At 61.9% G+C, this 25,566-nt stretch carries 21 protein-coding genes; 13 read left to right on the forward strand and 8 right to left on the reverse strand.

The window, feature by feature from the left end:
• Positions 1 to 72: 72 nt before the first annotated feature.
• The 4 genes from AD666_RS22580 to AD666_RS22595 are packed head-to-tail and all read left to right on the forward strand — an operon-like array spanning position 73 to position 4,255.
• Positions 73 to 1,371: an MFS transporter gene (locus AD666_RS22580; protein ID WP_053157053.1), complete on the forward strand. Its 1,299-nt coding sequence runs from the start codon at positions 73 to 75 to the stop codon at positions 1,369 to 1,371.
• A 17-nt stretch (positions 1,372 to 1,388) separates the two neighbouring features.
• Positions 1,389 to 2,237: a transketolase gene (locus AD666_RS22585; protein ID WP_053157056.1), complete on the forward strand. Its 849-nt coding sequence runs from the start codon at positions 1,389 to 1,391 to the stop codon at positions 2,235 to 2,237.
• Complete coding sequence (locus tag AD666_RS22590) at positions 2,234 to 3,256, forward strand: transketolase family protein (RefSeq protein WP_053157059.1); 1,023 nt, start codon at positions 2,234 to 2,236, stop codon at positions 3,254 to 3,256. Before AD666_RS22585 ends, AD666_RS22590 begins: the two co-directional genes overlap by 4 nt.
• 60 nt (positions 3,257 to 3,316) lie before the next feature.
• Positions 3,317 to 4,255 carry an alpha/beta hydrolase gene (locus AD666_RS22595; protein WP_156315980.1) on the forward strand — a complete coding sequence of 313 codons (939 nt, stop codon included), beginning with the start codon at positions 3,317 to 3,319 and terminating at the stop codon, positions 4,253 to 4,255.
• 55 nt (positions 4,256 to 4,310) lie between these two features.
• Here AD666_RS22595 and AD666_RS22600 read toward each other — a convergent pair whose 3' ends face one another.
• Both AD666_RS22600 and AD666_RS22605 read right to left on the reverse strand, forming a co-directional pair.
• Positions 4,311 to 4,703 (reverse strand): response regulator, encoded by a 393-nt coding sequence (locus AD666_RS22600; protein WP_053157062.1) that lies wholly within the window; start codon positions 4,701 to 4,703, stop codon positions 4,311 to 4,313.
• Between the two features lie 2 nt (positions 4,704 to 4,705).
• Complete coding sequence (locus tag AD666_RS22605; protein ID WP_053157065.1) at positions 4,706 to 6,880, reverse strand: PAS domain S-box protein; 2,175 nt, start codon at positions 6,878 to 6,880, stop codon at positions 4,706 to 4,708.
• Positions 6,881 to 7,375: 495 nt separating this feature from the next.
• On the opposite strand from AD666_RS22605, the gene AD666_RS22610 reads away from it, so the two are divergent.
• Entirely contained in the window at positions 7,376 to 8,743 is a 1,368-nt protein-coding gene (locus AD666_RS22610; protein ID WP_053157067.1) for an erythromycin esterase family protein, read from the forward strand.
• Positions 8,744 to 8,764: 21 nt separating this feature from the next.
• Here the strand turns inward: AD666_RS22610 and AD666_RS22615 are convergent, their stop codons facing one another.
• From AD666_RS22615 to AD666_RS22625, 3 genes are all read right to left on the reverse strand, one after another.
• Positions 8,765 to 9,454: a phosphoribosyltransferase gene (locus AD666_RS22615; protein WP_053157080.1), complete on the reverse strand. Its 690-nt coding sequence runs from the start codon at positions 9,452 to 9,454 to the stop codon at positions 8,765 to 8,767.
• Between the two features lie 159 nt (positions 9,455 to 9,613).
• Entirely contained in the window at positions 9,614 to 10,831 is a 1,218-nt protein-coding gene (arsJ, locus tag AD666_RS22620) for an organoarsenical effux MFS transporter ArsJ (protein ID WP_053157083.1), read from the reverse strand.
• A gap of 9 nt (positions 10,832 to 10,840) precedes the next feature.
• A complete protein-coding gene (locus AD666_RS22625; protein ID WP_053158828.1) occupies positions 10,841 to 11,845 on the reverse strand; it encodes an ArsJ-associated glyceraldehyde-3-phosphate dehydrogenase in 1,005 nt (334 codons plus the stop codon).
• Between the two features lie 265 nt (positions 11,846 to 12,110).
• On the opposite strand from AD666_RS22625, the gene AD666_RS22630 reads away from it, so the two are divergent.
• Positions 12,111 to 13,826 carry an amidase gene (locus AD666_RS22630; RefSeq protein WP_053157086.1) on the forward strand — a complete coding sequence of 572 codons (1,716 nt, stop codon included), beginning with the start codon at positions 12,111 to 12,113 and terminating at the stop codon, positions 13,824 to 13,826.
• Positions 13,827 to 13,838: 12 nt separating this feature from the next.
• Here AD666_RS22630 and AD666_RS22635 read toward each other — a convergent pair whose 3' ends face one another.
• Entirely contained in the window at positions 13,839 to 14,693 is an 855-nt protein-coding gene (locus tag AD666_RS22635; protein WP_053157089.1) for a LysR family transcriptional regulator, read from the reverse strand.
• A gap of 74 nt (positions 14,694 to 14,767) precedes the next feature.
• On the opposite strand from AD666_RS22635, the gene AD666_RS22640 reads away from it, so the two are divergent.
• Positions 14,768 to 15,742: a DMT family transporter gene (locus AD666_RS22640; RefSeq protein ID WP_053157092.1), complete on the forward strand. Its 975-nt coding sequence runs from the start codon at positions 14,768 to 14,770 to the stop codon at positions 15,740 to 15,742.
• Here AD666_RS22640 and AD666_RS22645 read toward each other — a convergent pair.
• Both AD666_RS22645 and treA read right to left on the reverse strand, forming a co-directional pair.
• Positions 15,714 to 16,250 (reverse strand): DUF488 family protein, encoded by a 537-nt coding sequence (locus AD666_RS22645; protein ID WP_053157095.1) that lies wholly within the window; start codon positions 16,248 to 16,250, stop codon positions 15,714 to 15,716. The two genes, AD666_RS22640 and AD666_RS22645, sit on opposite strands and share 29 nt — an antisense overlap.
• Positions 16,251 to 16,272: 22 nt before the next feature.
• Positions 16,273 to 17,898: an alpha,alpha-trehalase TreA gene (gene treA / locus AD666_RS22650; protein WP_053157097.1), complete on the reverse strand. Its 1,626-nt coding sequence runs from the start codon at positions 17,896 to 17,898 to the stop codon at positions 16,273 to 16,275.
• A 212-nt stretch (positions 17,899 to 18,110) separates the two neighbouring features.
• On the opposite strand from treA, the gene AD666_RS22655 reads away from it, so the two are divergent.
• From AD666_RS22655 to AD666_RS22680, 6 genes are all read left to right on the forward strand, one after another.
• The gene (locus tag AD666_RS22655; RefSeq protein WP_053157099.1) at positions 18,111 to 18,881 is read left to right on the forward strand and encodes an ABC transporter substrate-binding protein; all 771 of its coding nucleotides are present in this window, start codon (positions 18,111 to 18,113) and stop codon (positions 18,879 to 18,881) included.
• A gap of 1 nt (position 18,882) precedes the next feature.
• Positions 18,883 to 20,235: a diguanylate cyclase gene (locus AD666_RS22660; RefSeq protein ID WP_053157102.1), complete on the forward strand. Its 1,353-nt coding sequence runs from the start codon at positions 18,883 to 18,885 to the stop codon at positions 20,233 to 20,235.
• 7 nt (positions 20,236 to 20,242) lie between these two features.
• Positions 20,243 to 20,977: an ABC transporter substrate-binding protein gene (locus tag AD666_RS22665; RefSeq protein WP_053157105.1), complete on the forward strand. Its 735-nt coding sequence runs from the start codon at positions 20,243 to 20,245 to the stop codon at positions 20,975 to 20,977.
• Between the two features lie 188 nt (positions 20,978 to 21,165).
• A complete protein-coding gene (locus AD666_RS22670; protein ID WP_053157110.1) occupies positions 21,166 to 22,872 on the forward strand; it encodes a molecular chaperone HscC in 1,707 nt (568 codons plus the stop codon).
• The gene (locus tag AD666_RS22675) at positions 22,869 to 24,530 is read left to right on the forward strand and encodes a J domain-containing protein (protein WP_053157114.1); all 1,662 of its coding nucleotides are present in this window, start codon (positions 22,869 to 22,871) and stop codon (positions 24,528 to 24,530) included. Before AD666_RS22670 ends, AD666_RS22675 begins: the two co-directional genes overlap by 4 nt.
• Positions 24,527 to 25,483: a DUF3829 domain-containing protein gene (locus AD666_RS22680; protein WP_053157117.1), complete on the forward strand. Its 957-nt coding sequence runs from the start codon at positions 24,527 to 24,529 to the stop codon at positions 25,481 to 25,483. Before AD666_RS22675 ends, AD666_RS22680 begins: the two co-directional genes overlap by 4 nt.
• Positions 25,484 to 25,566: the final 83 nt, after the last annotated feature.

The raw sequence follows: 25,566 nt of genomic DNA on the forward strand, positions 1-25,566 counted from the left end.
CCGTACGGTTCTGGATCGAGACGCAGCCGGGCCCATGGCCTGGCGGTCAATAACAACAAGAGATCAGACCCCATGACCACTCTGTCGCTCGAAGCGGTTTCGACCGTGCGCACCAACGCCTATCGCAAGACTGCCTGGCGTCTGATGCCATTCCTGATGCTGTGCTACCTGTGCGCCTACCTTGACCGCGTCAATGTCGGCTTCGCCAAGCTACAGATGATGAACGACCTGGCCCTTAGCGAAACCGTCTACGGCCTGGGTGCCGGCATGTTCTTCATCGGCTATTTCCTCTGCGAAGTGCCCAGCAACATCATCCTGCACAAGGTCGGGGCGCGCGTCTGGATCGCTCGGATCATGATCACCTGGGGCATTATTTCCGCGCTGTTCGCCTTCGTCGAAACCGCGTGGCAGTTCTATGTCCTGCGCTTTCTGCTCGGCGTCGCCGAAGCCGGTCTGGCACCGGGCTTGTTGCTGTACCTGACCTACTGGTTCCCGTCCTATCGGCGCGCCCGCATGACGGTGTTGTGGTTCATCGCCATCCCACTGTCAGGCATGGTCGGCGGCCCGCTCTCCGGCTGGATCATGAATCACTTCGCCGGTCTGCACGGCTGGGCGGGATGGCAATGGATGTTCGTACTGGAAGCCATCCCTACCGTCGTGGTGGGCCTGCTGGTGCTGAGCTATCTCAAGGATGGCGTGCATCAGGCCAGTTGGCTGGACGAGGACGAAAAAGCCCTGATCAGCCGCGAATTGGCCGAAGACGAACAGAAAAAAGTGACCCACACCTCGGTGCGCGAATTCATCCATGACCGTCGGTTGTGGCTGTTGGCGGGGATCTATTTCTGCGTGGTGATGGGCCAGTACGCAATCACCTTCTGGCTGCCCACCCTGGTGCGTAACGCCGGGGTGACCGATCCGCTGCACATTGGCTTCCTGACCAGCCTGCCCTACCTCTGCGCCATTGCCGCCATGTTGCTGGTGGGACGCAGCGGCGACAAACATCGTGAGCGTCGCTGGCACTTGATCGGGCCGATGATCGCTGGCGCTCTGGGCCTGACCCTCGCCGCGCTGCTGGGCGGCAACGTTCTGCTGTCGATCCTGAGCCTGTGCCTGGCCGCCTCGGGGATTCTGTCCGCTTCGTCGATGTTCTGGATGTTGCCCACCACCTTGTTGGGTGGTGTCTCTGCCGCAGCCGGCATCGCCGCCGTCAACAGTTTCGCCAACCTCGCGGGCTTCTGCTCGCCCTACCTGATTGGCTGGATCACTACGCAGACCGGCTCCAGCGCCATCGGCATGTACCTGATCACCGGCGTGCTGTTGGGCGGTGCCTTGCTGGTGCTGCGCATCCCTGCCGCCCTGGTCAATCGTTGAGTTACCGGAGTCTTACCATGACTAACCTTGCTGCCCACACCGCGTCCACGTCGCTGGCTGAGCGCGCCCACAACATCCGTCATCATGCGTTGCGCATGGGACAAGTCCAGGGCCAGGGCTACGTTGGCCAGGCCCTCGGTGCCGCCGACCTGCTGGCGGTGTCGTACTTTCATGCCCTGAACTACCGACCCGACGAGCCTGAGTGGGAACAACGCGACCGCTTCTATCTGTCCATCGGTCACTACGCCATCGCACTGTACGCGGCGTTGATCGAAGCCCATGTCATCCCCCTGGATGAGCTGGAAACCTACGGCGCCGATGACAGCCGCTTGCCCATGTCGGGCATGGCCACCTACACCCCAGGCATGGAAATCACAGGCGGCTCGCTGGGTCAGGGGCTGGGTATTGCCGTCGGCGCCTGCCTGGGATTGAAACGCAAAGACTCGTCTTCCTTCGTCTACAACCTACTGTCCGACGGTGAGTTGAATGAAGGGTCGACCTGGGAAGCGGTGATGTCAGCCTCCCACTGGAAGCTCGACAACCTGATCGCCATCGTCGACGTCAACAACCAGCAGGCCGATGGCTATTCGAACGAAATCCTTTGCTTCGAACCCATTGTCGACCGCTGGCAGGCCTTCGGCTGGTTCACCCAGCGGGTCGATGGCAATGACCTGGACGCGCTGGTCGCCGCCTTCGATGCCGCCCGCAACCACCCCGGCGCGCAACCCAGGGTGATCATCTGCGACACCCGGATGGGCAAGGGCGTGCCGTTCCTGGAAAACCGCGAAAAAACCCATTTCATCCGCGTCGAAGAACATGAGTGGGACCTGGCGCTGAGCAATCTCGAAGAAGGAAAACAGCCATGAGCAACACCGCCAACACCTCGATTTCGACGAGCGAGCCGGCCAAGAAACGCCTCACCACCTCAGCGATGATTGCGTCGATTGCCGCCGAAGGCCAGGCCACGAAACCGGCGCCTTTCGGCCATGCGCTGGCGACGCTGGCCGAGCGGCGCAAGGACATCGTCGGGCTGTCCGCCGACCTGTCCAAATACACTGACCTGCACGTTTTCGCCAAGGCCCATCCCGATCGCTTCTATCAAATGGGCATGGCCGAACAATTGTTGATGAGCGCAGCGGCCGGCATGGCCCGCGAGGGTTTCGTACCGTTCGCCACGACTTATGCCGTGTTCGCCTCCCGGCGCGCCTATGACTTCATCTGCATGGCCATTGCCGAAGAGGACCTCAACGTCAAGATCGTCTGCGGCTTGCCGGGCCTGACTACTGGCTACGGTCCCAGCCACCAGGCCACCGATGACCTGGCGATCTTTCGCGCCATGCCTAACCTGATGGTCATCGACCCATGCGACGCCCTGGAGATCGAACAGGCCGTGCCGGCCATCGCCGCACACCAGGGCCCGGTCTACATGCGCCTGCTTCGCGGCAACGTGCCGTTGGTGCTGGACGAATACGGCTACCAATTCGAGATCGGCAAGGCCAAGACGCTGCGCACAGGCAACGATGTCCTGATCGTTTCCACCGGTCTGATGACCATGCGTGCGCTGGAAGCGGCCAAAGCGTTGCAGGCTGACGGTGTCGACGTTGCGGTGCTGCATGTACCGACAATCAAGCCACTGGACGAGCAGACCATTCTCGCCGAAGCCCGCAAGCCAGGACGGCTGGTGGTAACGGCGGAAAACAGCTCGGTGATCGGTGGGCTGGGCGAAGCCGTGGCCACGGTGCTGCTGCGCAATGGCGTGACGCCGACGTTCCGGCAGATCGGCCTGCCGGATGTCTTCCTCGACGCGGGCGCCCTGCCCACGTTGCATGACCGCTACGGTATTTCATCCCAGGCGGTTTGTACGCAGATCAAAACCTGGCTGTAATGAAAAAGCGCGGGGTGCCCTTGCCGGTGCCCCGTTGCCCGACGCATAGGACACAGCACTTTGAAACCAGAAGAACTGCTCGATCCAGCGTTTCACAGCTTCATGAGCCCGAGCCCGGAACGCTGGTCACTGGATACCCTGCCCGCTATTCGCACCCGTGTGCACTCGGCATTCAAACCAGCGCACCGCGTCCGGTGCACAGAGTCCTGGATTCCGGGCACGGACGGCGAGCGTTTGCGGCTGTGTTTCTACCGCCCCACGAACTGTGTCAGTAGAGCGCCCCCTCCGACAATTCTGTATGTCCATGGTGGCGGCTTCGTGCTCGGCAGGCCGGAAATGGCCGACGATTATCTGGCCGACCTGGCCGATGAGCTGCAGGTGCCGATCGTCGCGGTGGATTATCGGCTGGCGCCCGAATATGCCTTTCCTGCCCCGTTGGAGGATTGTTATACGGCCCTTGGCTGGATGCACGTCAACGCCAAGAGCCTGAACCTCGACCCACAGCGCATTGTGGTCATGGGTCATAGCGCCGGTGGTGGGTTGGCCGCGGCGTTGGCGATCATGGCGCGCGACAGGCAGCAATATCCGGTTGCCGCTCAGGTGCTGATTTACCCGATGCTCGACCATCGAACGGGTTCGTCGGATTCGCTTTACCTGAATCCCAGCACCGGTACGTTCAATTGGCTGCCGGCGCAGAATCAGTTCTGCTGGGAGTGTCTGCGCGGCGGCTATCGCCTGGACGATGGACGGGTTGGGTGGTTTTCTCCGGCGTTGGAGCAGGCGCTCGGTGGACTGCCACCCTGCTTCCTGTCAGTTGGGGCGTTGGATTTGTTTGTCGATGAGGATGTGGCTTACGCAATGGGGTTGTCACAGGCGGGCGTGGGGGTGGAGTTGCATGTCTACCCAGGCGCGCCGCATATGTTCGACCAAGTGCCCGGGCGCATCACGACGCAGTTGGCGATTGATGTTGTTCGAGCGCTAAGGCAGTTCCTGGGCTAAAGGTGCCCTGTGTCTCTCTCGGTTGTGCTCTGATCCCACAGGGGCAGGAGTGTTCTCAGGATCCAAGTCCACTACACATCGTTGTGCTTCCCTTCAACGCCAAGCCAATCTTGTGCTGCAACTCGCTTTCGGAAAACGGCTTGTGCAGGACCGGATAACCTGCGAACTCGGCCGGCACGCCGCTGGCGCCATAGCCGGTGCTGAACAGAAACGCGATGCCGCGATCGCGCAGGATCTGCGCCACCGGAAAAACCCGCTCGCCAGCCAGGTTGACATCGAGGATCGCCAAGTCGATGTGCGCCGTACTGGCCCGATCCTGGGCCGCCGTCAACCGGGCGACCGAGGCCACGACTTCGCAGCCAAGGTCTTCCAGTAACTCTTCGATCAACAGGGCGATTGCGCCTTCGTCCTCGACAACGAGCACCCTGACTCCGGCGAAGGGCGTCATGCCTAGGCTCCAATGAGGAACGAGAAGTGACAGGACACGCCCTGCGGGGCGAAGGTGAGGTCGAACGTGCCCCCCAGGTCACGCTCGATACAGCGCTTCATCAATCGCGACCCCAGCCCTTCCCGCTCCGGCCGGGACACCACCGGCCCTCCCGATTCGCGCCAGTCCAGGGTGAACAACGTTCCATGGGGTTGCGGCTGCAGTTCCCATTTGACCGACAGCGAGCCCGTTTCGACGGACATGGCGCCGTATTTAAGGGCGTTGATCGCCAATTCGTTGAGGGTCATCGTCAGGTTGAGCGCCACCCGAGTACCGACATCGATCGACGGTCCCTCGACGACCACGCGGTCAGGATCGCTGCCGAACACCGGCATCAATACTTCCTGGGCCAGGGAATCCAGCGGCGTATTGCCCCAGTGGCGCCGGGTCAGCAGATCATGCGCACGGGACAACGCCAAAAGCCTGGCTTCGAAGCGCTTGTAGCCGTCCTTCGCGTCCACCGCATCGCGCGCTGTCTGCACCGCCAGAGATTGCACGGTGGCCAGGGTGTTCTTGACCCGATGATTGAGCTCGTCGATCAGCGTTTTCTGTCTGTTCTCGGCCTGTTTGCGCTCGGTGATGTCCACCAGCATGTTGATCGCTCCCACCAGGTTGCCCTCGGCATCATGCAGAGGCGTGGGGTACGGGGTGAACGGCACGCGGCTGCCATCGGGTCGTTGGGCGATGGCCTCTACGCCGCGTATCGGCCGGTTTTCCTTCAGGGCCACCGCCATCGGGCACTGATCGTGAGGCAGCGGTGTTTCATCGGTGTTGAACAGCTTCCACGTCACGCACCACAGGTCACCCAACTGCGGCGTACGGCCCGACAGTTCCACCGCCGCCCGATTGTAAAAGGTGATACGGCCCTGCGCATCGGTGGTGTAGACCGCCGCGGGCAGCGCCTCGAGGAGATTGCGCATGTGCCGTTCGCTTTCACGGATCTGCTGCTCCATCCGCTGCGTCGCGGTGACGTCCTGAAGCACCCGCACGCCATAGCGAAAGCCACCGGCGGCGTCCCTGACCGATGAACTGTGCACATCCAGGTAAAGAATTTCGCCATCGGGTTTCACGGCGCGCTTACGAACCACATAGCTGTCCAGCTCGCCGGCCACCTGACGCGCATAAAGCGCCGCGTCCTCCCCGGCGCAGTCGCGATGGGTATAGTCCAGGAATGTCATGTCCAGGAGTTCTTCGCGAGAGCGGTCCAGCATGCGGCAAAGGGCATCGTTGACACGCAGCAGGTGCCCGTCGACGTCGGCCTCGGCAATACCGATGGTGGCCGCCTCGTAGGTGGCCGCCAGCCTCTCATCGCTCTCTTGGCGCGCCGCCTCGGCGGCATGCATGCAGGTCACATCGATGGTGAAGCAACGCGTGTTGAACAGCTTGCCTTCTTCGAACCGTCCGTTCGAGGTGATCGTCACATACTTGATCGAGCCATCCTTGGCCCGCAGGCGCGCCGGGTAGTCCTGCAGGCAATCACCACTGGCGAGTTTATGGAGGATTTCACCAATGACGGGGGCATCGACATGAAACTCGGTGATATGACGGCCGATGTATTCCTCCTCCGAATAGCCCAGGAGCGCCAGTTCTGCCTTGTTGGCGCGCAGGATGACCCCGTCGCCACTGACAATGTGCAGACCCACGGCGCTGTTTTCGAAGAAGTCTTCGAGGTCGGCACTTTTGCGCCGCAATTGCTCGGCCACGGCGTGGTGCGCCGAGATGTCCTGGAAGCAGTTGATCGCCCCCTGGATAACGCCCCGCCGGTCCCTCAGGGCCCGGATATTCACCAGTGCCACGAATCGCGAGCCATCCGGTCGTTGAATGATGACTTCCTGGTTGCGGGTCACGCTGCCTTCGTTGAGGGCCACGGCCATCGGGCAGTCCTCGGGCGCCAGGGGTGTTCCGTCAATCAGGAACAGCCGGTGGGAACCACAAAAGCGATCCCCGTTCTCACCCAGCACGGGCGTACGTCCCCAGAGTTCGGCGGCCTCGCTGTTGTACCTGACAAGCCATCCGTGCCGGTCGCACAGGTACACGGCACCAGGAATGGCTTCGAGCGCGTTTGCGCCAATCGAAACCAGGCTTTCGTATTCACTTGACGCCAGTGCTTCCCTGGAAAGCTCTTCAACATTCGACATCGGTCATCCTCGATCTTTTCGCACTGCCGCAATGGACTCTAGATTCCCATTGTTCTCACGAGTTCAGGAAAAACCGGGATCTATCGTCCTGGTCTCTCAAAAACCGAACAATACCCGAGGCGCCTGCACCATTAACACATGCATCAGCGGCGCTGGACACGCCAATGCGTTCAACTGCTCCAGCAGGGCCAGCGCGGCCCGGGCGAAGGCGATATTCTGCGGGTCCGTCCCCCATTCGATAGATGCCGGGCACCAGCACGCCGTGGCTAAGGCCAGGGACGTGCAATTGCGCCAGGTACTGTACCGGCGTGGCGTCGTAATCCGGTGTACCGCCGGCCAGGGACAAGCTGCAGTGAACGGCTGAACACATGGGCATGATGCTTGTCCTTATCCTTATAGGTGGAGCGAAAGGCAGCCGAGAGCGAACCGCGCCGCTGCGACTGGGGCCTCCTGTCAGCGTCGCCATCGAACATCCACACCCAAGGGGATGACGATATGACCACACCCTCGCAAGACGCACGGCAAGGCCCCCTCGGCTTCCCTTCTCCCGATGGGAAGACGATCATCGCCTCGGTCCTGCGGCGCTACGCCGAACCGCTGCCCGATCCGGACTCACCTGACTTCGCCCCGATGTTCGACCGTTACGCCGACGCACGGGTGGTGATGATCGGCGAGGCCAGCCATGGTACCAGCGACTTCTATCGACTCAGAGCGGCCATCACCCGACGCCTGATCGAGCGGCACGGCTTCAGCATCGTTGCCGTCGAAGCGGACTGGCCGGACGCGGGCCATCTGGACCGATACGTCCGGGGACAGGCACCCTCGGCGTGGAAACGGCACATCTTCAGCCGATTCCCGACCTGGATGTGGCGCAACACCGATGTCAAGACGTTTGCCCACTGGCTGCATCGCTACAACCAGCGACTGGCCCCGGACAACCGCGTCGAATTCCGCGGGCTGGATATCTATAGTCTGCGCAACTCCATCCATGAAGTGTTGGCCTATCTGGAACGGGTCGATCCCCGACTGGCCCAGGAAGCCCGACGGCGATATGGCTGCCTGACGCCCTGGCAGGATGAGCCTGCGTTGTACGGCCACTTCGTCGAACGCGATGGCTTGATGCCCTGTGAAAATGCGGTGGTCGAGCAACTCAATACCCTGTTGGCCGAACGGCTGGCGGGGCTGGTCAAGGACGACGAGGCGTTTTTCAATGCCGCGCAGAATGCACGGGTCGTCCAAGCGGCCGAGCATTATTACCGGGCGATTTATCGCGGATCGACCACCTCCTGGAACCTGCGCGACCAACACATGTTCGACACCTTGCAGGCTCTGCTGGAACATCGCGGCCCCCAAGCGAAAGCGGTGGTATGGGCACATAACTCCCACATCGGCAACGCGGCCGCCACGCAGATGGGTTGGAAGGGCCAATTCAATATCGGCCAGCTCTGCCGCAACACCCATGGCCACGACGCGGTGCTGATCGGCATGGGCACCGACCGCGGCCAGGTGGCAGCGGCCGACGACTGGGACGGCGACATGCTCATCAAGGACGTCCGCCCGTCCCGCCCTGACAGTTGGGAATATCAGTTCCTCAAGGCAGGCATCGCGGCGTCCCTGACCGACTGGCGAGACCCACGACGCACGGAGCTGCGCCACGCCCTCTCCAAGCCCCTGCTGGAAAGGGCCATCGGCGTGATCTACCGCCCCGAAACCGAACGCCACAGTCACTACTTCGAGGCCGTGCTGGCCGAGCAATTCGACGCCATGATCTGGGTCGAACAGACGCAACCGGTAACCGCACTGGCATTGCCCGAGGGCCAGGCAATCGAATCGGAAGACGAAACCTTTCCGTTCGGCGTGTAGCCGGCCGGCACAAGCCTGACCCTACGGATGGACGTCGCCCGTCGACTCTCGTTGCCAGGCACGCTGCAACAGATCGATGACGACTTCATCCGGGGTCTGGGAAAAGTCCTCGTACCAGTGACCGATCGAGATCATCCACTCAGGCACCAGCGGGCAAATCACCTCGTTTACCTCGCTGCGCAAGGCCTCCAAGGTTTCCAAGGGGGCAACCGGTACGGCGACGACGATGCGCGAAGGTGCCTGGGTCCGCACCGCGTGGATCGCCGCCATCATGGAAGCTCCCGTCGCCAGGCCATCGTCGATCAGAATCACCACCTGGTCCTTGAGCTGCAGCGGCGCGCGCGTCCCCCGGTACGCCTGTTCACGACGCATCAGCTCGCGTGACTCCTGCTCGACCACCGCGTCGAAGCGGTCCTGGTCGATCGGATGCGCACGCAGTACATCGTCATTGAGGATTCTGATCCCGCCACTGGCGATGGCGCCCATGGCGAACTCTGGATTCGACGCCATGCCAAGCTTGCGCACCAGCATCAGGTCCAGGCGCACTCGCAGGGCGGTGGCGACTTCATACGCCACAGGGACCCCGCCGCGAGGCAGGGCCAGCACGGCAACATCCGGTCGATGGGCGTACTTGAGCAAATGGTTCGCCAGCCCTTGTCCTGCGGCGCGCCGGTCCTTCAAGACGGTTTGCAGCGAGGGACTCTGACCCATTGGGAACCTCCCCAGGCGAAGACGCCTGCGTACGTGATGAATTTCAACGAAATCAACCCGCCGGGCGCGATCAATGCCCTGATAACGCCTCTACGGCATCATTAAGAATAGCCCGGTTCGACTGAGTGCCGGTTGGGTCACGAAGCCAGTTCGAGGCGATCAGGCGCTGGCCGCCGGATCGGCATGCCGAGGCAACCCCACCGACACCACGGCCGCCACCACCACGAACAGGCTGGAGATCCACAGGCACGCCTCCAGGCCATGCACCTGGTACACCCAACCGGACAGCAGCGTGCCGATCAACCGCCCCATGGCGTTGGACATGTAGTAGAACCCCACGTCCAACGAAACGCCGTCCTCCTTGGCGTAGGAAACAATCAGGTAGCTGTGCAGGGACGAGTTCACGGCGAACAGCACACCGAACACCATGAGCCCGCCGAGCAGCACCCCCTGCGACGGCCCGCCGCCCAGCCCCAGCGCGATGGCTGCCGGCAGGCCCGCCAGGGCAAGGGCCCAGAGAAACGCCGTGCGGCCATCCGGCACATGGCCCCGTTTCTTGCCGGTGATGCGCGGAGCGAAGGATTGCACGATGCCGTAGCCGATCACCCAGGCGGAGAGAAACCCGCCCACCTTCCAGAAGTCCCAGCCCAGGACGCTGCTCAGGTAGACCGGCAAGGCCACCACGAACCAGACGTCGCGTGCGCCGAACAGGAACATCCGCGCCGCCGAGAGCAGATTGATCGCCCGGCTCTTGGACAGCAGGTCGCGAAACCTGGGCTTGGCCCTGGACTTGCCCAGGTCCTTTTTCAGCAGGATCAGGCTACCCAGCCAGATCAGCCCCAGTACGCCAGCCATCGCCAGCAGCGAGCCCTTGAAACCGATCCATGCCAGCAAGGCCCCGCCGAGGAAGAAACCCACGCCCTTGAGGGCGTTTTTCGAACCGGTGAGGATCGCCACCCAACTGTAGAGCCGACCTTGCTGCCCATCCGGCACCAACAGTTTGATGGCGCTTTTGGCACTCATCTTGTTCAGGTCCTTGGCGACGCCGGACAGCGCCTGCGCGCTCATCACCCAGGGCACCGTCAGCCATGCGGCTGGAACGGTCAGCATCAGCAATGCAACGACCTGCATGCCCAGCCCGATGTTCATGGTCCGGTTCAACCCCAGCCGGGCGCCGAGATAGCCGCCCACGAGGTTGGTGACGACGCCAAAGAGTTCATAGAACAGAAACAACGCCGCGATCTGCAACGGGCTATAACCCAGTGCATGGAAATGCAGCACCACCAACATGCGCAAGGCACCATCGGTGAGGGTGAAGGCCCAGTAATTGCCCGTCACGAGCAGATATTGCCGCACCGGGCCGGGCAAGGTTTTCATGGTTGCTCCTCAGACCGCCAGGCCCACCATCCGGGCCAATTCGACGGTGCGATTGGCGTAGCCCCATTCGTTGTCGTACCAGGCGTAGAGCTTGACCTGGGTGCCATTGATGACCATGGTCGACAGCGCATCGATGATTGATGAGCGCGGGTCGGTACGATAGTCGATGGACACCAGCGGACGCTCTTCGAAACCGAGGATGTCCTTCAATTCGTTCTCGGAAGCGTCCTTGAGCAACCGGTTCACTTCCTCGACCGTGGTGGCTCGCTCGACCTCGAAGACGCAGTCAGTCAGCGAAGCGTTGGCCAGGGGCACGCGTACGGCGTGACCGTTCAGGCGCCCGCGCAATTCTGGAAAGATCTCCGCGATGGCCGTGGCCGAGCCGGTACTGGTGGGAATCAGGCTCATGCCCGAAGCACGGGCGCGGCGCAAGTCCTTGTGAGGTTGGTCGAGAATGCTCTGGGTGTTGGTCAGGTCATGGATAGTGGTGATCGAACCATGGCGGATGCCCAGTTTCTCGTGGATCACCTTGACCACCGGCGCCAGGCAATTGGTGGTACAGGATGCCGCCGTGACGATGGGGTGTTCGGCGGGCTTGAACAGCTGATGATTGACGCCCATGACGATGTTCAGCGCGCCCTTCTCCTTCACCGGGGCGCTGACCACTACACGCTTCACGCCTTGATCGAGGTATGCCTGGAGCACGGCGACCGTCTTCATCTTGCCGCTGGCCTCGATCACCAGATCGCAGGCCGACCAGTCGGTGTCGGCAATTGCCTTGTTGGCTGTGACCCTGATCTGTTTGCCGTCAATGACGATGCTGTCGCCCTGGGAATCGGCCCGATGATTCCAGCGGCCATGCACTGAATCGAAGTTCAGCAGGTGCGCGTGGGTGGCCGCGTCGCCGGCCGGATCGTTGATTTGCACGAACTCGAATTCCGGCCATTGCCACGCCGCCCGCAAAGCAAGACGACCGATACGCCCGAAACCGTTGATGCCCACTTTGATCGTCATGCTTGCCATCACCCATATGCGAAAAACCGAATATATGTTTTTCCGAATATAAAGAAAAGCCTTGCTCCGCTTGTCCCTGGTGGGGCGCTTGCGAGTGCTGCATGCAACGAGAACTCCTGCGCAGGTCGTTCAAATTTTGGCCCGACCTTGATTTGAAGAAACCTCAGCCTGCTTCCCGTAGTACAGTGCACGACATGAAAATCACCGGCCACTTCGAGGCATCTGAAATGGCCAGGATCCACCTACCGTCCCCAGCGATATCAGCATGATCGAAATCACCGAAGTTTCCATTGCCCAACTGCGCGCAGCGCTCGAATCCGGCCAGACGACGGCGGTTGAGCTTGTCCAGGCCTACCTCGCCAGGATCGATGCCTACGATGGCCCCGACACGCCCACCGCGCTCAACGCGGTCGTGGTTCGCAATCCCGAAGCGCTCGCCGAGGCGCAGGCATCGGATGCCCGTCGCGCCAGAGGCCAGACACTGGGGCCGCTCGACGGCATTCCCTACACGGCCAAGGACAGTTACCTGGTCAAGGGGCTCACCGCCGCTTCCGGCAGCCCGGCTTTCGCCAAGCTGATCGCCTATCGGGATGCGTTCACCATCGAACGGCTTCGTGCCGCCGGGGCGATCTGCCTGGGCAAGACCAACATGCCGCCCATGGCCAATGGCGGCATGCAGCGCGGGGTGTATGGCCGCGCGGAAAGCCCCTACAACCGCGACTATCTCACCGCCCCGTTCGCATCGGGCTCTTCCAATGGTGCGGGCACTGCAACGGCGGCCAGTTTCGCGGCGTTCGGCCTGGCTGAAGAAACCTGGTCGAGCGGGCGCGGCCCGGCATCGAACAATGGCTTGTGCGCCTATACCCCTTCCCGCGGGGTGATCTCGGTACGCGGCAACTGGCCACTGACGCCGACGATGGACGTGGTCGTGCCCTACGCCAGGACCATGGCCGATCTTCTGGAAGTGCTCGATGTCGTGGTGGCCAATGACCCGGACACCCGGGGAGACCTGTGGCGCCTGCAACCCTGGGTGCCGATCCCGAGTGTAGACGCCGTCCGGCCCGTTTCCTATCCGCAGCTGGCCGCCAACGCAAGCGCTCTGGCCGGCGTCCGCTTCGGCGTTCCCCGCATGTACATCAATGCCGATCCCGAAGCCGGTACGGCCGAAGCGCCGGGCATTGGCGGTCCGACAGGGCAACGCATCGTCACCCGTGCCTCAGTGATTGCCCTCTGGGAGCAGACTCGCCAGGCACTCGAAGCCTGCGGCGCGCAAGTGGTCGAGGTTGATTTCCCGCTGGTGTCCAACTGCGAAGGCGACCGCCCGGGCGCGCCGACCGTGTTCACCCGCGGCCTGGTGTCCAAGGCGTTCCTGCACCATGAGCTATGGGATCTGTCGGCCTGGGCGTTCGATGATTTCCTGCGGGCCAACGACGATCCGGCACTCAACCGCCTGGCCGACGTCGACGGCCCGCTGATTTTCCCTCACGATCCGGGCACCCTGCCCAACCGTGAGGACGACCTTGCCGCCGGCATGGACGAATACGTGAATATGGCCAAGCGCGGTATCACACCCTGGGACCAGATCCCCACCCTGCCCGATGGCCTGCGTGGGCTTGAAGCGACACGCAAGATCGATCTGGAAGACTGGATGGACCACCTCGGCCTCGATGCGGTGATCTTCCCCACCGTGGCCGATGTCGGGCCAGCGGACGCCGACGTCAACCCGGTGTCCGCCGATATCGCCTGGAGCAACGGGGTCTGGGTCGCCAACGGCAACCTGGCCATCCGGCACTTGGGCGTTCCCACTGTCACGGTGCCGATGGGCATCATGGCAGACATCGGCATGCCCGTCGGGCTGACATTTGCCGGCCGTGCCTATGACGATTCGACGCTGTTGCGCCTGGCCTCGGCGTATGAGTCCCTGGGATCGAAACGTCAGGTTCCACCCCGGACGCCGCCGCTGTCGGCCAGAGGGCGCTGAAACCCTCCCCGCCTACAATCGGAAGTGTCTCTGAAGGGTCCGCAAAAGCAGGCTCACCGCCTCATCGGCGTGTGAGGCCTGCGACCGCATGAACACCACCTCATGCTCTGCTATGACGGGCAGATCGTCGAGAATCTGCATGCGCTCCGTTACACGCGCCCGATCTATCAGACTGATCGCCAGCCCGGCCTCCACGCAGGCCTTCACCGCCTGGTTGGAGGGGCTTTCCAATACGATGCGCAACCGGCGGCCGCTCTGCCTGAGCGATTCCATCATGGCCTGCCGATAAGGGCACTGCGAAGCATGCACGGCCAACGGAAGCGGCTCCAACGCCGTCACCGCCGTGTTCATCGACGCGACCCAGACGGGCGTGGTGGTTTCCAGCACCGGGTCCTGCCCAACACCCTGACCTTTTGGCTGGGTCACGATTGCCGCCTGGATTTTCCCACGCTGTACCTGATCCCGTAGCGCATAGCTGGGTGCCGTCTTGAGCTCCAGTACGACGTTTGGCCACGCCCCGGCAAAGGTCGGGAGGACGTCACGGATGACATGGTCGGCATACTCATCCGGCACACCAAAGGTCACGCGCCCTGCCAGGCGGGTGCCCTGCAGGTCGGCCAGCACTCGATCATGGGTACTCAACAGCTCGCCCGTCGACATGAGCAAACGTTTGCCCAGCCCGGTCAGGGAGACGGATTGGTTATCCCGGTTGAGCAACCGTCCTCCGGCGATCGCTTCCAGCCGCTGTATATGGACGCTCACCGCCGCCGGGCTTTTGTGAAGCTGCTCGGCCGCTGCGCTGAATTTTTCCAGCCGTGCCACGGTGTGAAAGGTGCGGATCAATTCGATATCGAGAATGGAAGCCATGATTCAGTTTTCCTGAACGACTGCTACAGGACATTTTGATTTATTAGATTAGTCCGCTCTCGTAGTCTGTGGGCATGAACCGACCAAAAACACTGTCCCGCAGCCCCCTGACCAAGCCTGACTGGCGCTTGGCGATTCCATTGCCCATGCTCGAGGCTGCGCTGCTGCTGGCCTGGAGCTCGGGGTTTGTCGGTGCTCGGTTCTCGCTGGATTACGCACCCGTATGGCTGGTGGTGTTCTGGCGTTGCGTCCTGGTTTCGCTTGTCCTGTTTCCCTTCGTCATCAAAGCGTTGCTGCAGACCCCACGTACGGTGCTGCTGAAAAACGCAGGCATCGGGCTTCTGGCCATGGCGGGCTACCTGGCCGGTATTACTCAGGGAATCGCCCTCGGCGTACCCGCCGGCCTGGCTGCGCTGTTCGCCGACCTGCTGCCGATGGGCCTGGCATTGTTGAGCGCTGGCGTTCTCGGCCAGCGCCTGGCCTGGCCAGTCTGGGTCGGATTGGTGATCGGCCTGATCGGCGTTGCCCTGGTGACCCAGGGTGCACTGGCCTGGGGAAACGCCCCGATCTGGGCCTATGGCCTGCCGTTGTTGGGCATGTTTTCCCTCGCCGTCGCGACCCTCTGGCAAAAATCTCTGTGTCCTTCGCAGCGAATGGGCTTGCTGCCCAATCTCTGGTTGCAATGCGCGGTGTCGGGCCTTGCCTTCGCTATTGCCCAGGGCGCACAGGGTGGCCTTGCGCCGATACCCGGGACGGGATTCGCGCTCAGCGTGTTATGGACCGCGGGATTGTCGACGATAGGCGGCTATGGGCTCTATTGGATGTGCCTGCGTCGTGCGACCGCCACCCGCGTCACCAGCCTTTTGTACCTCAGCCCGCCCATTACGATGCTGTGGGCCTGGGCCATGTTCGACGAACCGCTGTCCTGGCAAATGGCAGTGGGCATGGCTGCATCCGGAATCGGCATCTGGATGGTGGTACGTACGGAAGCTCGGGACGCACTGCCAGGCGGTAGCCCTGCTACTTCGCCGCCGGGTACGTCAGCTTGAGCCCATGCACCTGCGCGACGGGATTCAACAAGGCCTTGCTCGCCTTGCCTTTGTCCATGATGTGAATGACTTCAACTTCCCGGACCAAAAGATAATCCGCAATGATCCTGCGATGGCAGCGCCACCAGACCGCTTCGGCACACATGATGGCGCAGCGTCGGGTTTCGCTCAGTGACAGAAGGCGTTCGAGGCCGACCTCGAACGTCTCCGTGAGTGCATGATCCGCGTAGTTATGAAAGCTCCGGTTGTTCCAAAAGCCGTTGGTTTGCTCGGGGATGGTCGTGGACTTCTTGCGCAACCCGCCGAGCTCCAGGATCCGGTCATGATGGATCCCGAACCCGGCCAACGAGTCGGGCAACGTATCCAGGTTGTACTGAGGATTTGTCCGGGATCGCGGGACCGTTCTGACATCGACAATCGTATCCACGCCGAAGCCCTGAACGATTTCCACGAACTGCTCGAGGGTCCGGGTCGAATGGCCGATCGTATAGACGGTGCCATGACTCATGGATGACCCTCGAGCAATTCTGTCATTGATCAACGGTTCCAGGACTTTGACCATATTTCTCCAGCAGCTTGAGTGTGACCCCGTTCGTCCAGCCGAAACCGTCCTGCAGCTCGTATTCGCCCCCACCCCCGCCTTGCCCGGCGCCAGATACATCGTACTTCTCCACCAGTTTGTCCTCGTCTCGGTAGAGATTCTGTACCTGCTGCAAGAAGCGCGTACCGATCTGCTGCGCGAGCTCGGTCTGCTGGTACCGGCTCAGCCCTTCCACCGCAACCCACTGCAACGGCGCCCAGCCATTGGGCTCGTCCCATTGCTGACCATTGCTGACCTGGGTGGTGGCAATTCCCCCGGGACGTACCAGGCCATCGCGTACCGCGTCAGCCGTGCGACGAGCACGCTCGGTGGAGGCAAGGCCGGTGTAGAGCGGGAACAGCGTCGCGGCGGTCAGTGCCGGGCGTTGCTGCTTCAGTTGCCAGTCGTAGTCCACGTAGTAGCCGCCCTCGGCGTTCCATAGATGCTTCTCGATGGCGCGCTGGCGCTGGTCCGCGCGCTGGCTGTACGCCTGGGTGCACGGCATGTTCCGGGTGGTGTCGCACGCCTTGGCGATGGTGCGCTCCAGGTGATACAGCAAACTGTTCAGGTCCACCGGCACGATGGCGGTGGTGCGTATGGTCGACAGGTTTTTCCCGTCACCCAGCCAGCGGGAGCTGAAGTCCCAGCCACTTTCGGCACCGGCCCGCAGGTCACGCCACACCTCCTGCCTGAGCCTGCCGGACGCCTGCTCAGCAGTCTTGACGTCCTGCAACCACGACTCCTGCCGAGGCGTCGGGCTGGCATCCCAATAACGATTGAGCACGCTGCCGTCGGCGAGCTTGACGACATGCTGGACGGCGGCTCCAGGCTCAAGCGTACGGGCACCTTCCATCCAATAGGCATATTCTCTTTGCAATTGTGGCAGGTACCGGCCGTAGGCCTGGTCCCCTTCAATGTGCGCCTGCAACTCCACCATATAGGCAAAGAACGGCGGCTGCGAGCGACTCAGGTAGTAAGTGCGGTTGCCATTGGGAATGTGGCCGTAGGTGTCGATCATGTAGGCAAAGTTATCGGTCATCTGGCGAACCTGGGCCCTGTCACCGCTTTGCTCCAGCCCCAGCATGGTGAAATAGGAATCCCAGTAATACATCTCGCGAAAGCGTCCGCCGGGCACTACATAGGGCTGCGGCAGTGGCAGCAGACTGCTGTACTGCGGCACTTCTCTGAATGTGCGGCTCAGTACGGGCCACAGATTGTCGATGTGTTCCTTGATCGGCGCGCCGGGTTTCGGCGCCGGGCTTTCGGCTTCGCCGGACTCGACGAAGTTATTCTTGACGAACGCTTTCAGGTCGAAGCCGGCGCTGCCACGACGGGCCAGATAATCGGCGCTGATCGTCGAGGGATCGCGGATGGGCAGCGCATCCACGAAGTGCTTCTGATCGGTGAACACCTGGTCGCGCTGCACCGCTTCGAACAGTTCGGGGTAGGCCTGGTCGGGCGGTAGCGGAGTGCGACCCTGGGCATCGCTGTAGCTCCAGGTTGCGGCGGGTTGGCTTGAACAGGCCGCGCACAGCACGGCGGCGAAGGACAGGCTGGTGAAATGCAATGGTCGCATCAGCGGCTCCGTGTATTGTCGTTCCTGACAAAACGAGTGACCTGACGCGATGGACCTCGGTTCATTTAAATGAACATCGGCCAAACCAGAGCGACCGAGCGCTTCGCCTCGACGAGTGACATTCAAGCCAGGATAGGCCCAGCCGATAACCATTGAGTAGATGGACTCCAAGGCCTCGCCGGGCCCTGCTGGTCATATAAGGTAAACAATCGATGGTCTTGCCGTTTAATCGCTTACTGGTGCTTGTCGTATTGATGTTTGTGACCGCAGGCGGGTTTTCGCCGAATGCTGCGGCAGAGTCTGCGTTGCGCATCGTCACGGAGGAGCTGCCTCCGTACAACATGACCCAGGATGGACGAGTGACCGGTATGAGCACCGAAGTGGTCGAGGCTGTCCTCAAGGAAGTCGGCGTGCACGCTTCGATCCAGCCCATGCCCTGGGCACGCGCCTACGAGCTGGCCCTCAATGAAAGCAACGTCCTGATCTATTCCATCGCCCGCACGCCTGCGCGTGAATCGTTGTTCCAGTGGGTAGGCGCCATCGCTCCGACCCGGTGGTACCTGTATTCGCTGGCTGAACGGCCGGTGAAGCTCAATTCGCTGGAGGATGCCAGAAGCTTCCAGATTGCCACCGTCAACCAGGACGTGGGCGAGCAATACCTGATCTCAAAGGGTTTCCGCATCGGCGAGCAATTGCAATCAAGCACCAAGTACGAACACAACTATCGCAAGCTCAAGGTCGACCATGTGGAGATGTGGATTTCCAACGAGCTCAACGCGCTGTACCTGACCCGTCAGAACGGCGAGGATCCGGAAAAGGTGTTGATTCGTTCGCTGCCGATTCCCGACCTGAGCAGCGATGAAGGCCTGAGCATGGCGTTCAGCCGCAATACGCCTGTCGAAACGGTGGAGAAATTCCGTGCGGGCCTGGCAACCATCCGTCGCAACGGCGTCTACGATGCCATACTGCGCAAATGGTTGTGATATGGCGCGTAATGGCGAGACGGCGTCCGCGCAACAGACAAAGATAAAGGTATTCAGGTCCCTTGGGCGACGCTTGGTACTGGCGACGCTGTTGTTCTGTTTGATCTTTACCCTGGCGATGGTCACCTTGCGGACCTGGCTCGCCTGGGAACACAACCTGGCGGAAATGAATTCGGAACTGGTCCTGATCGACCAGGTGTTCCAGAACACCCTGTCCCATGCCATCTGGGAAATGGACCGCGAATCATTGAACAAGCAGCTCGCCAGCGTCGCGAAGGCGGCACCGGTCGGACGCCTGTTACTCACGATCCCGCGTCCCGGCCAGTCGACCGAGGTCATCGAACTCAATCGATACAACACAGTGAACGCCGGCCCGGCGCCTGTGCTGCACCGCGAGCTGGTTGCCCAGCCCTATGCCGGCGCCCATGAAAAAGTCGGCGAACTGACGATCGAAGGCGATAACAATCTGCTCTGGGAACGCCTATGGGGCGAAGCTCGCAGCATCGTCATCACCCAGGTCATCCAGTCGCTGTTGCTGGCGGGCCTGGTCATGACCGTGTTCAACCGCCTGGTGACGGTGCACGTCGTCCACATTGCCCGGCACCTGGGGAACCTTACGCCGGGAACCCTCAAGCGACATTTCAAATTGCAGCGCACGGTGCATGGCCAGGACGAACTGAGCCTGCTCGAATCCCAGGTCAACGAGCTTCAGGACAACCTCCAGGCCCACCTGGAACGCCAGCACCAGGACGAACTGGCGATGGCCGCCAGCCGCGATCAATTGGCCGATCTGGTCGAGGCCCGGACCGCAGAACTCAAGGCCGCCAACCAGGCCCTTGAAGCGTTGTCACGCCACGATGCATTGACGGGTCTGCCCAACCGTCGCTATTTCGATGAGCTCAAGGAAGTCGAATTCCGTCGGGCAATCCGCCACAAGACGCCGCTGACAATACTTATGTGCGATGTCGACTTCTTCAAGGCCTACAACGACACCTACGGTCATCTCAAAGGCGATCAGTGCCTGCAACAAATTGCTGAAACCCTGCGTAGCGTCTTCGAACGTTCGGGCGAATTGACTGCTCGCGTGGGTGGCGAGGAATTCGTCGTGGTGCTGCCCAACGTCGACGCCAAACAAGCTCAAGAGGCGGCCCAACAAGTCCGTGCACGCCTGGCCGAACGCGAACTGCCCCACAGCGGTTCGGCGGTATCGACCTTCGTCACCTTGAGCATCGGCGTGGCCGAGCTGGACCCAATGACCATGAACCATTTCGATCAGTTGCTGCAACGCGCCGACCAGGCGCTTTACCGGGCCAAACACCAAGGGCGCAATCGCGTCGCCATCCAAGACCAGTGAGACCTGTATGCATTACTGCCTGACGTTCTGCCTGTATTGCATCCTCGTCTTGTTCCCTCAGGCGAGTCATGCCCTGGAGATCGAAGTGGTGACCGAGGACTCCCTGTATGCCTACCTCCGTGATGACAAACTCGTCGGACCAGGCACCCGCGTCGTCGAAGAAACCCTGAAAAAAGCAGGACTGACCGATCACCATATCCTGCTCTATCCCTGGGCCCGGGCTTATGAAAAGGCTCTGCACGAACCCAATGTACTGATCTATCCAATGGATCGCACCCCGCTGCGCGAGCCATTGTTCAAATGGGTGGGTGAACTGGAGCGGGTCACGATCAAGCTTTACAAGCTGCGCGAGCGCCACGACATCGTCCTGGCCAGCCTCGAAGACGCCAAGCGCTACAGCGTGGGGGTGGTGCGCAACGACTCCAAGCAGTTACTGCTGCAACAACAGGGATTCACCCGGCTGGTCGTCTCGGCCGATCGTCGCGACAACTTTCAAAAACTGCTCAACCACCAGGTCCAGCTGTTGCCGATGCCCGAGAATGCGGCGCGGGTGATCAGCGAAGACGAGCACGTGCCGTTTGACGCGCTTGAAGAAGCCTATTCCATCGACGAGCGCCCGGCCAGGGTCTCCATGGCCTTCAGCCTGGATACCTCGGATGAAATCGTCACCCGGGCACGGACCGCTTTCGAGCAGTTGAAGGCTTCTGGCGAAGTGGATCGGATCATGCGGGAGGAACGTTAGGCTTTGTACGAAAAGTCATCGAACGGCAATCAGGCAAGGCGAAAACAGGCGAGCAGGCACTGTTCTACAAAACCCAGGCTGAAAATGAAATAAGCTGCCCACGCCACGTTGGTACATCTCTGCTACGCTGGCCGGCTCGCAGGTAGCGTCATCGCGAGCAACCATCAAGTAAGGGAGGCTTAACGGACATGATTGTCGGCATTGACCTGGGCACCACCCATAGCCTGATCGCGGCATGGCGCGATGGCGCCGCGCAACGGGTGCCCAATGCGCTCGGCGAGTGGCTGACGCCCAGCGTGGTGGGGCTGGATGACGAAGGTCGAATGATGGTCGGCCGGCCCGCGCTGGAGCGCCTGCAAACCCATCCCCAGGCAACCGCCGCACTCTTCAAGCGCTACATGGGCAGCGCCCGCCTGACCACGCTGGGCAATCGTCAGTTCCGCGCCGAAGAGCTTTCGGCCATGGTCCTGCGCAGCCTGCGCGAGGATGCCGAGCGGCATTTCGGCGAACCGGTCGAGGAAGCCATCATCAGCGTGCCGGCCTATTTCAACGATGCCCAGCGCAAAGCCACGCGCATCGCCGGCGAACTGGCCGGCCTCAAGGTCGAACGGCTCATCAACGAACCCACTGCCGCCGCCCTCGCCTACGGCCTGCACCAGCACGATAACGCCAGCACCTTCCTGGTATTCGACCTCGGCGGCGGGACCTTCGACGTGTCGATCCTGGAGTTGTTCGAAGGTGTGATGGAGGTCCGGGCCAGCGCCGGCGACAACTACCTGGGCGGGGAAGACTTCGACACATTGCTGCTCCAGTCTTTCGTCGCCACCCAGGCCAAGGCTGCCGCTGGTCCCGTCCCCCTTGGTGACGCGCACCTGTTCAGCCGCTTGCGCCGTGAAGCCGAACGCGTTCGCAAATCGCTCGGTCATGACCCCAGCGCCACGTTTTCGGTGCGCCACGGCGACCGGGAATGGCACCATGAATACACCCAGGCGCAGATGGCCGAGCTCTATGGCCCGCTGTTCGCTCGCTTGCGCGCGCCCATCGAGACCGCCCTGCGCGATGCCCGCATCCGCGCCAGTGAACTTGACGAAGTGCTGCTGGTCGGTGGCACCACCCGAATGCCACTGGTACGCAAATTGACCGCCAGCCTGTTCGGGCGCTTCCCGTCCATCCAGCTCAACCCTGACGAAGCCGTGGCACTGGGTGCTGCCGTGCAGGCGGGATTGAAAAGCCGCGATGCGGCGCTTGAAGAAGTGGTGCTCACCGATGTCTGCCCTTATTCCATGGGCATCGAGATTTCGGTCGAGTACGGTGGCAGGCTCGAATCCGGCCATTACCTGCCGATCATCGAACGCAACTGCGTGGTGCCCGTGAGCAGGGTCAAGCGCGTGGTGACCCTGCGCGACCAGCAGAAAGTCGTTGTGCTGAAGGTCTATCAGGGCGAGAGCCGCCAGGTCAGCGAGAATATTCTCCTTGGCGAGCTGGAAATTCCCGTGCCGCCCATGCCAGCGGGGGAAGTGAGTATCGACGTACGTTTCACCTATGACACCAACGGCCTGCTGGAGGCCGATGCGCAAACTGTCCAGACCGGAGAACGGCACAATCTGGTGATTGCCAATAACGCCGGCGTGCTGGACGACGAAGAGATCGCCCAGCGCCTCAAAGCGCTGGAGGCGCTGAAGATCCACCCGCGCGACGAACAGCCCAATACCGTGCTGGTCGCACGGCTTGAACGCCTTTACCAGGAAAGCCGCGGTGAACTGCGTCAGCGGGTCGACGACCTGGCCACTCGTTTCGCCCAGATGCTCGAAACCCAGGAGCTTCATGATATCCGGGCGATGCGGATACAGATCTCGGAGCAGCTCGATGCGTTGGAACGGGATGTCTGGCGATGAGTTGCTGGGAAGTATTGGGTCTGTCGGAAGACGCAGACAAACGCAGCATCAAGCGCCAGTACGCCAGCCTGCTCAAGCGCCATCGGCCGGATGATGATCCCGAGGGTTTCCAGAAGTTGCGCCAAGCCTATGAACAGGCTTTGGAATGGGCGCAATGGCAACCTGAAGCACCCACCCTCAGCCAACTGCCTGCGCCTCTCGACGATGTTCAGGCACCACCGCCCGTTCCACCTCACCCACTCGAAAGGCCGTCCCCGGCCCAGCGCCTGGCCGAGCAATGCCTGGAGGGGGTCGACGCTGCCAACCTCGCTGACCGCCTGGCCCAGGCGCGCCTACAGGGTTGCGAGCGAGCGTTCGAGCACGGTCTGCTGCAACGCTGTCTGCCAGACGAGGACAACTACGCGCTGGCCGAAGCGGCTATCGAGCAGTTGCACTGGCTCACGCCTTGGCAGCGTGAAGACCTGCCCCATGCCGCCACCGAACACCTGCGCAGCAGGCTTATGGATCATGCCTGTTCCCGCTTGACCGAGGTCTTGCACGATACCCAGCGTTTCCTCGATCTGGCCCGACAGCTCGCAGCCAGTCCCTGGCTGCAAACACTGGATGCGCGCCAATGGCTGAACCAGAGCCTGGCGATGATCCTGTTGCAGGCACCGGACTGGTCGGAACGACTCTTCGAAGGCGTGTGTGCCCAACAGGGGTGGAGGCTGAGCGGCCACCACAGCGCCTGTCCCGAACCCTGGTGGAGCCAGCTGCTGGCTCAAAGTCAGTGCGCCACGTTCGTGCAAAACCAGGTCCGGCTCACGCAGTTCTACGACAGCAGCGCCTCCCAGGCAGCACGCATGTTGTTCGGATCCCTGGACGAAGACGCTCGCGTGCGCCTGAGCATTACGTTCAGCGCGGCCGACTGGGACGCCTGTGAGGAGCTGTATCGCACTGTCCAGCTTCGCCATCCGCAACTGTTGTACCAAATGCCCCAGCTGGCCCCCGACAACTGGCGCCCGTTGCGCCGGCGGCCTCCTGCGGTGGCCGTGCCCGCGGCCATCGTTGGCGCCAGCGCCTGCATGAGTTGGTTGCTGGAATATCGCCTCGGTGGCAGCTTCTACATCAGCGTGATCGATCTGCTCCTGCGCGCCCTGTTTCTGGGTGCTGTCGCCTGGGCACTCAACGCGGGCTGCAAGATGTTGAGCCGCGCATGGCGTCTCGACCAATGGCTCCACGAGCGATACGGGCATTGGCTCAGCTTTCGGCGTCCTGCCCCGCTACCGATCCGCGAGAGCCTGTGGGTCGGGCTGCTGGGTGGTGTCATCTACATGGCTGGGGGGCTTGCAGGGTCGGCGACGTATTTCGGCATCCTCGCCACGTCGGCCATCATGAGCCGGGGCGCGACTTCCAAACGCATCGCTTCACTGTATTCGCGGCTTTATGAACGATTGCCGGACGATGTCCTGGTCGGCCTTTTCCTGGGCATCCTCATTCCCCTGGTCCTGTTGGGCAATACCTTTGCAGGGAACGCGCCACTCGCCGCCAACGAGGGTCTGCAGGCCTGGCCGCAGCGAACCTGTGTCGCCCGCCAGCTCACCACTACGCCCTGCCCAGTGCAATTGTCCGCCCGCCAGTGGCATGTGCCCAAGACGTCCCAGGCAGATCAACCATGATCAGTAACCGAGCCTTTGCCATCGCCGTTATCGCACTGCTGGGCCTGACCTGGCTGGTCCTGCAATTGGAGGGCCCGAGGCACATCGATCAGCAAACCCGTTCGCGTTGGCTGGAAGTCCAACAGATCAACACTTGCCTTTTGAACGGCGCGGATCTTCTGGAACGTCGCTTTGCCGACTACCGCGACTTGATTGCGCCTGCCACCAAGACCAGCCCTTACCGCAGGTTGTTTTCCGGCTTCGGTATGGGCTCCGGCAACGTCATTCCTTCCGAGGACACCCAACCATCGCCCTGCTACCGATGGTTCGATGGAGAACCCGGCAGCTTGCAGTACTTCGCCAAAAACTACGTCAGAGCCTATGACAGCCTGCGACCGCACGCCGAAGCGACCGAGCGCTGGCTGACTATCCGGCCCAGCGATCGGGATCAATCGCGACTCGAACCACTCGACCGCGCCCTGCGCTCGGGTCTGCAAGAGGCTCGTGCCCAATCGATTCCCTTGCGCCAGGCCTTGGAACGGCCGCAACTGTTGGTTCGTGAGCAGCAGTTGGCATCCATCGAACAGCGCCTGGGGCAGGACCAGCATTGGCATACGCTGCGCTTCATGATCCATGCACGCGAAACCATCAACGCTCTGGACGCCATGACCAACGGGGCGGATTTGACGCCGCAACAGTTGCTCGACTTCTATCGACCGCTCACAACCAGCTGGACGGCCGCCCAAGCCTTCGTACAGGCGCGCCCCCGCTTACGCTCGTCAGACGGGAAGCAGCCCGTGTGGAGCTTGATCAGCCTGGCGGCCAAGCAATGGCTTGGTGCTGTCGAGCGCCTGCAGCAACACTGGGCATCGGGTGTTGACGCCATGACGTTGAACCAGGATCTCGCCGCGGTCCGAGCCGGCTACGATGAGTTACAGACGCGCTACAACGCTGCGGTGGTGCTGCAGTACTGAGGCACGTACGAGATGAAGAGCAGCCCGTCCACGCGCTCTCGGCCAGTCAAGCAAATCCGGGAACAAAGGAAGATTAGCGGTAG

The sequence above is a fragment of the Pseudomonas sp. Pf153 genome (assembly GCF_001269775.1).
GTDB classification, from domain to species: domain Bacteria; phylum Pseudomonadota; class Gammaproteobacteria; order Pseudomonadales; family Pseudomonadaceae; genus Aquipseudomonas; species Aquipseudomonas uvaldensis.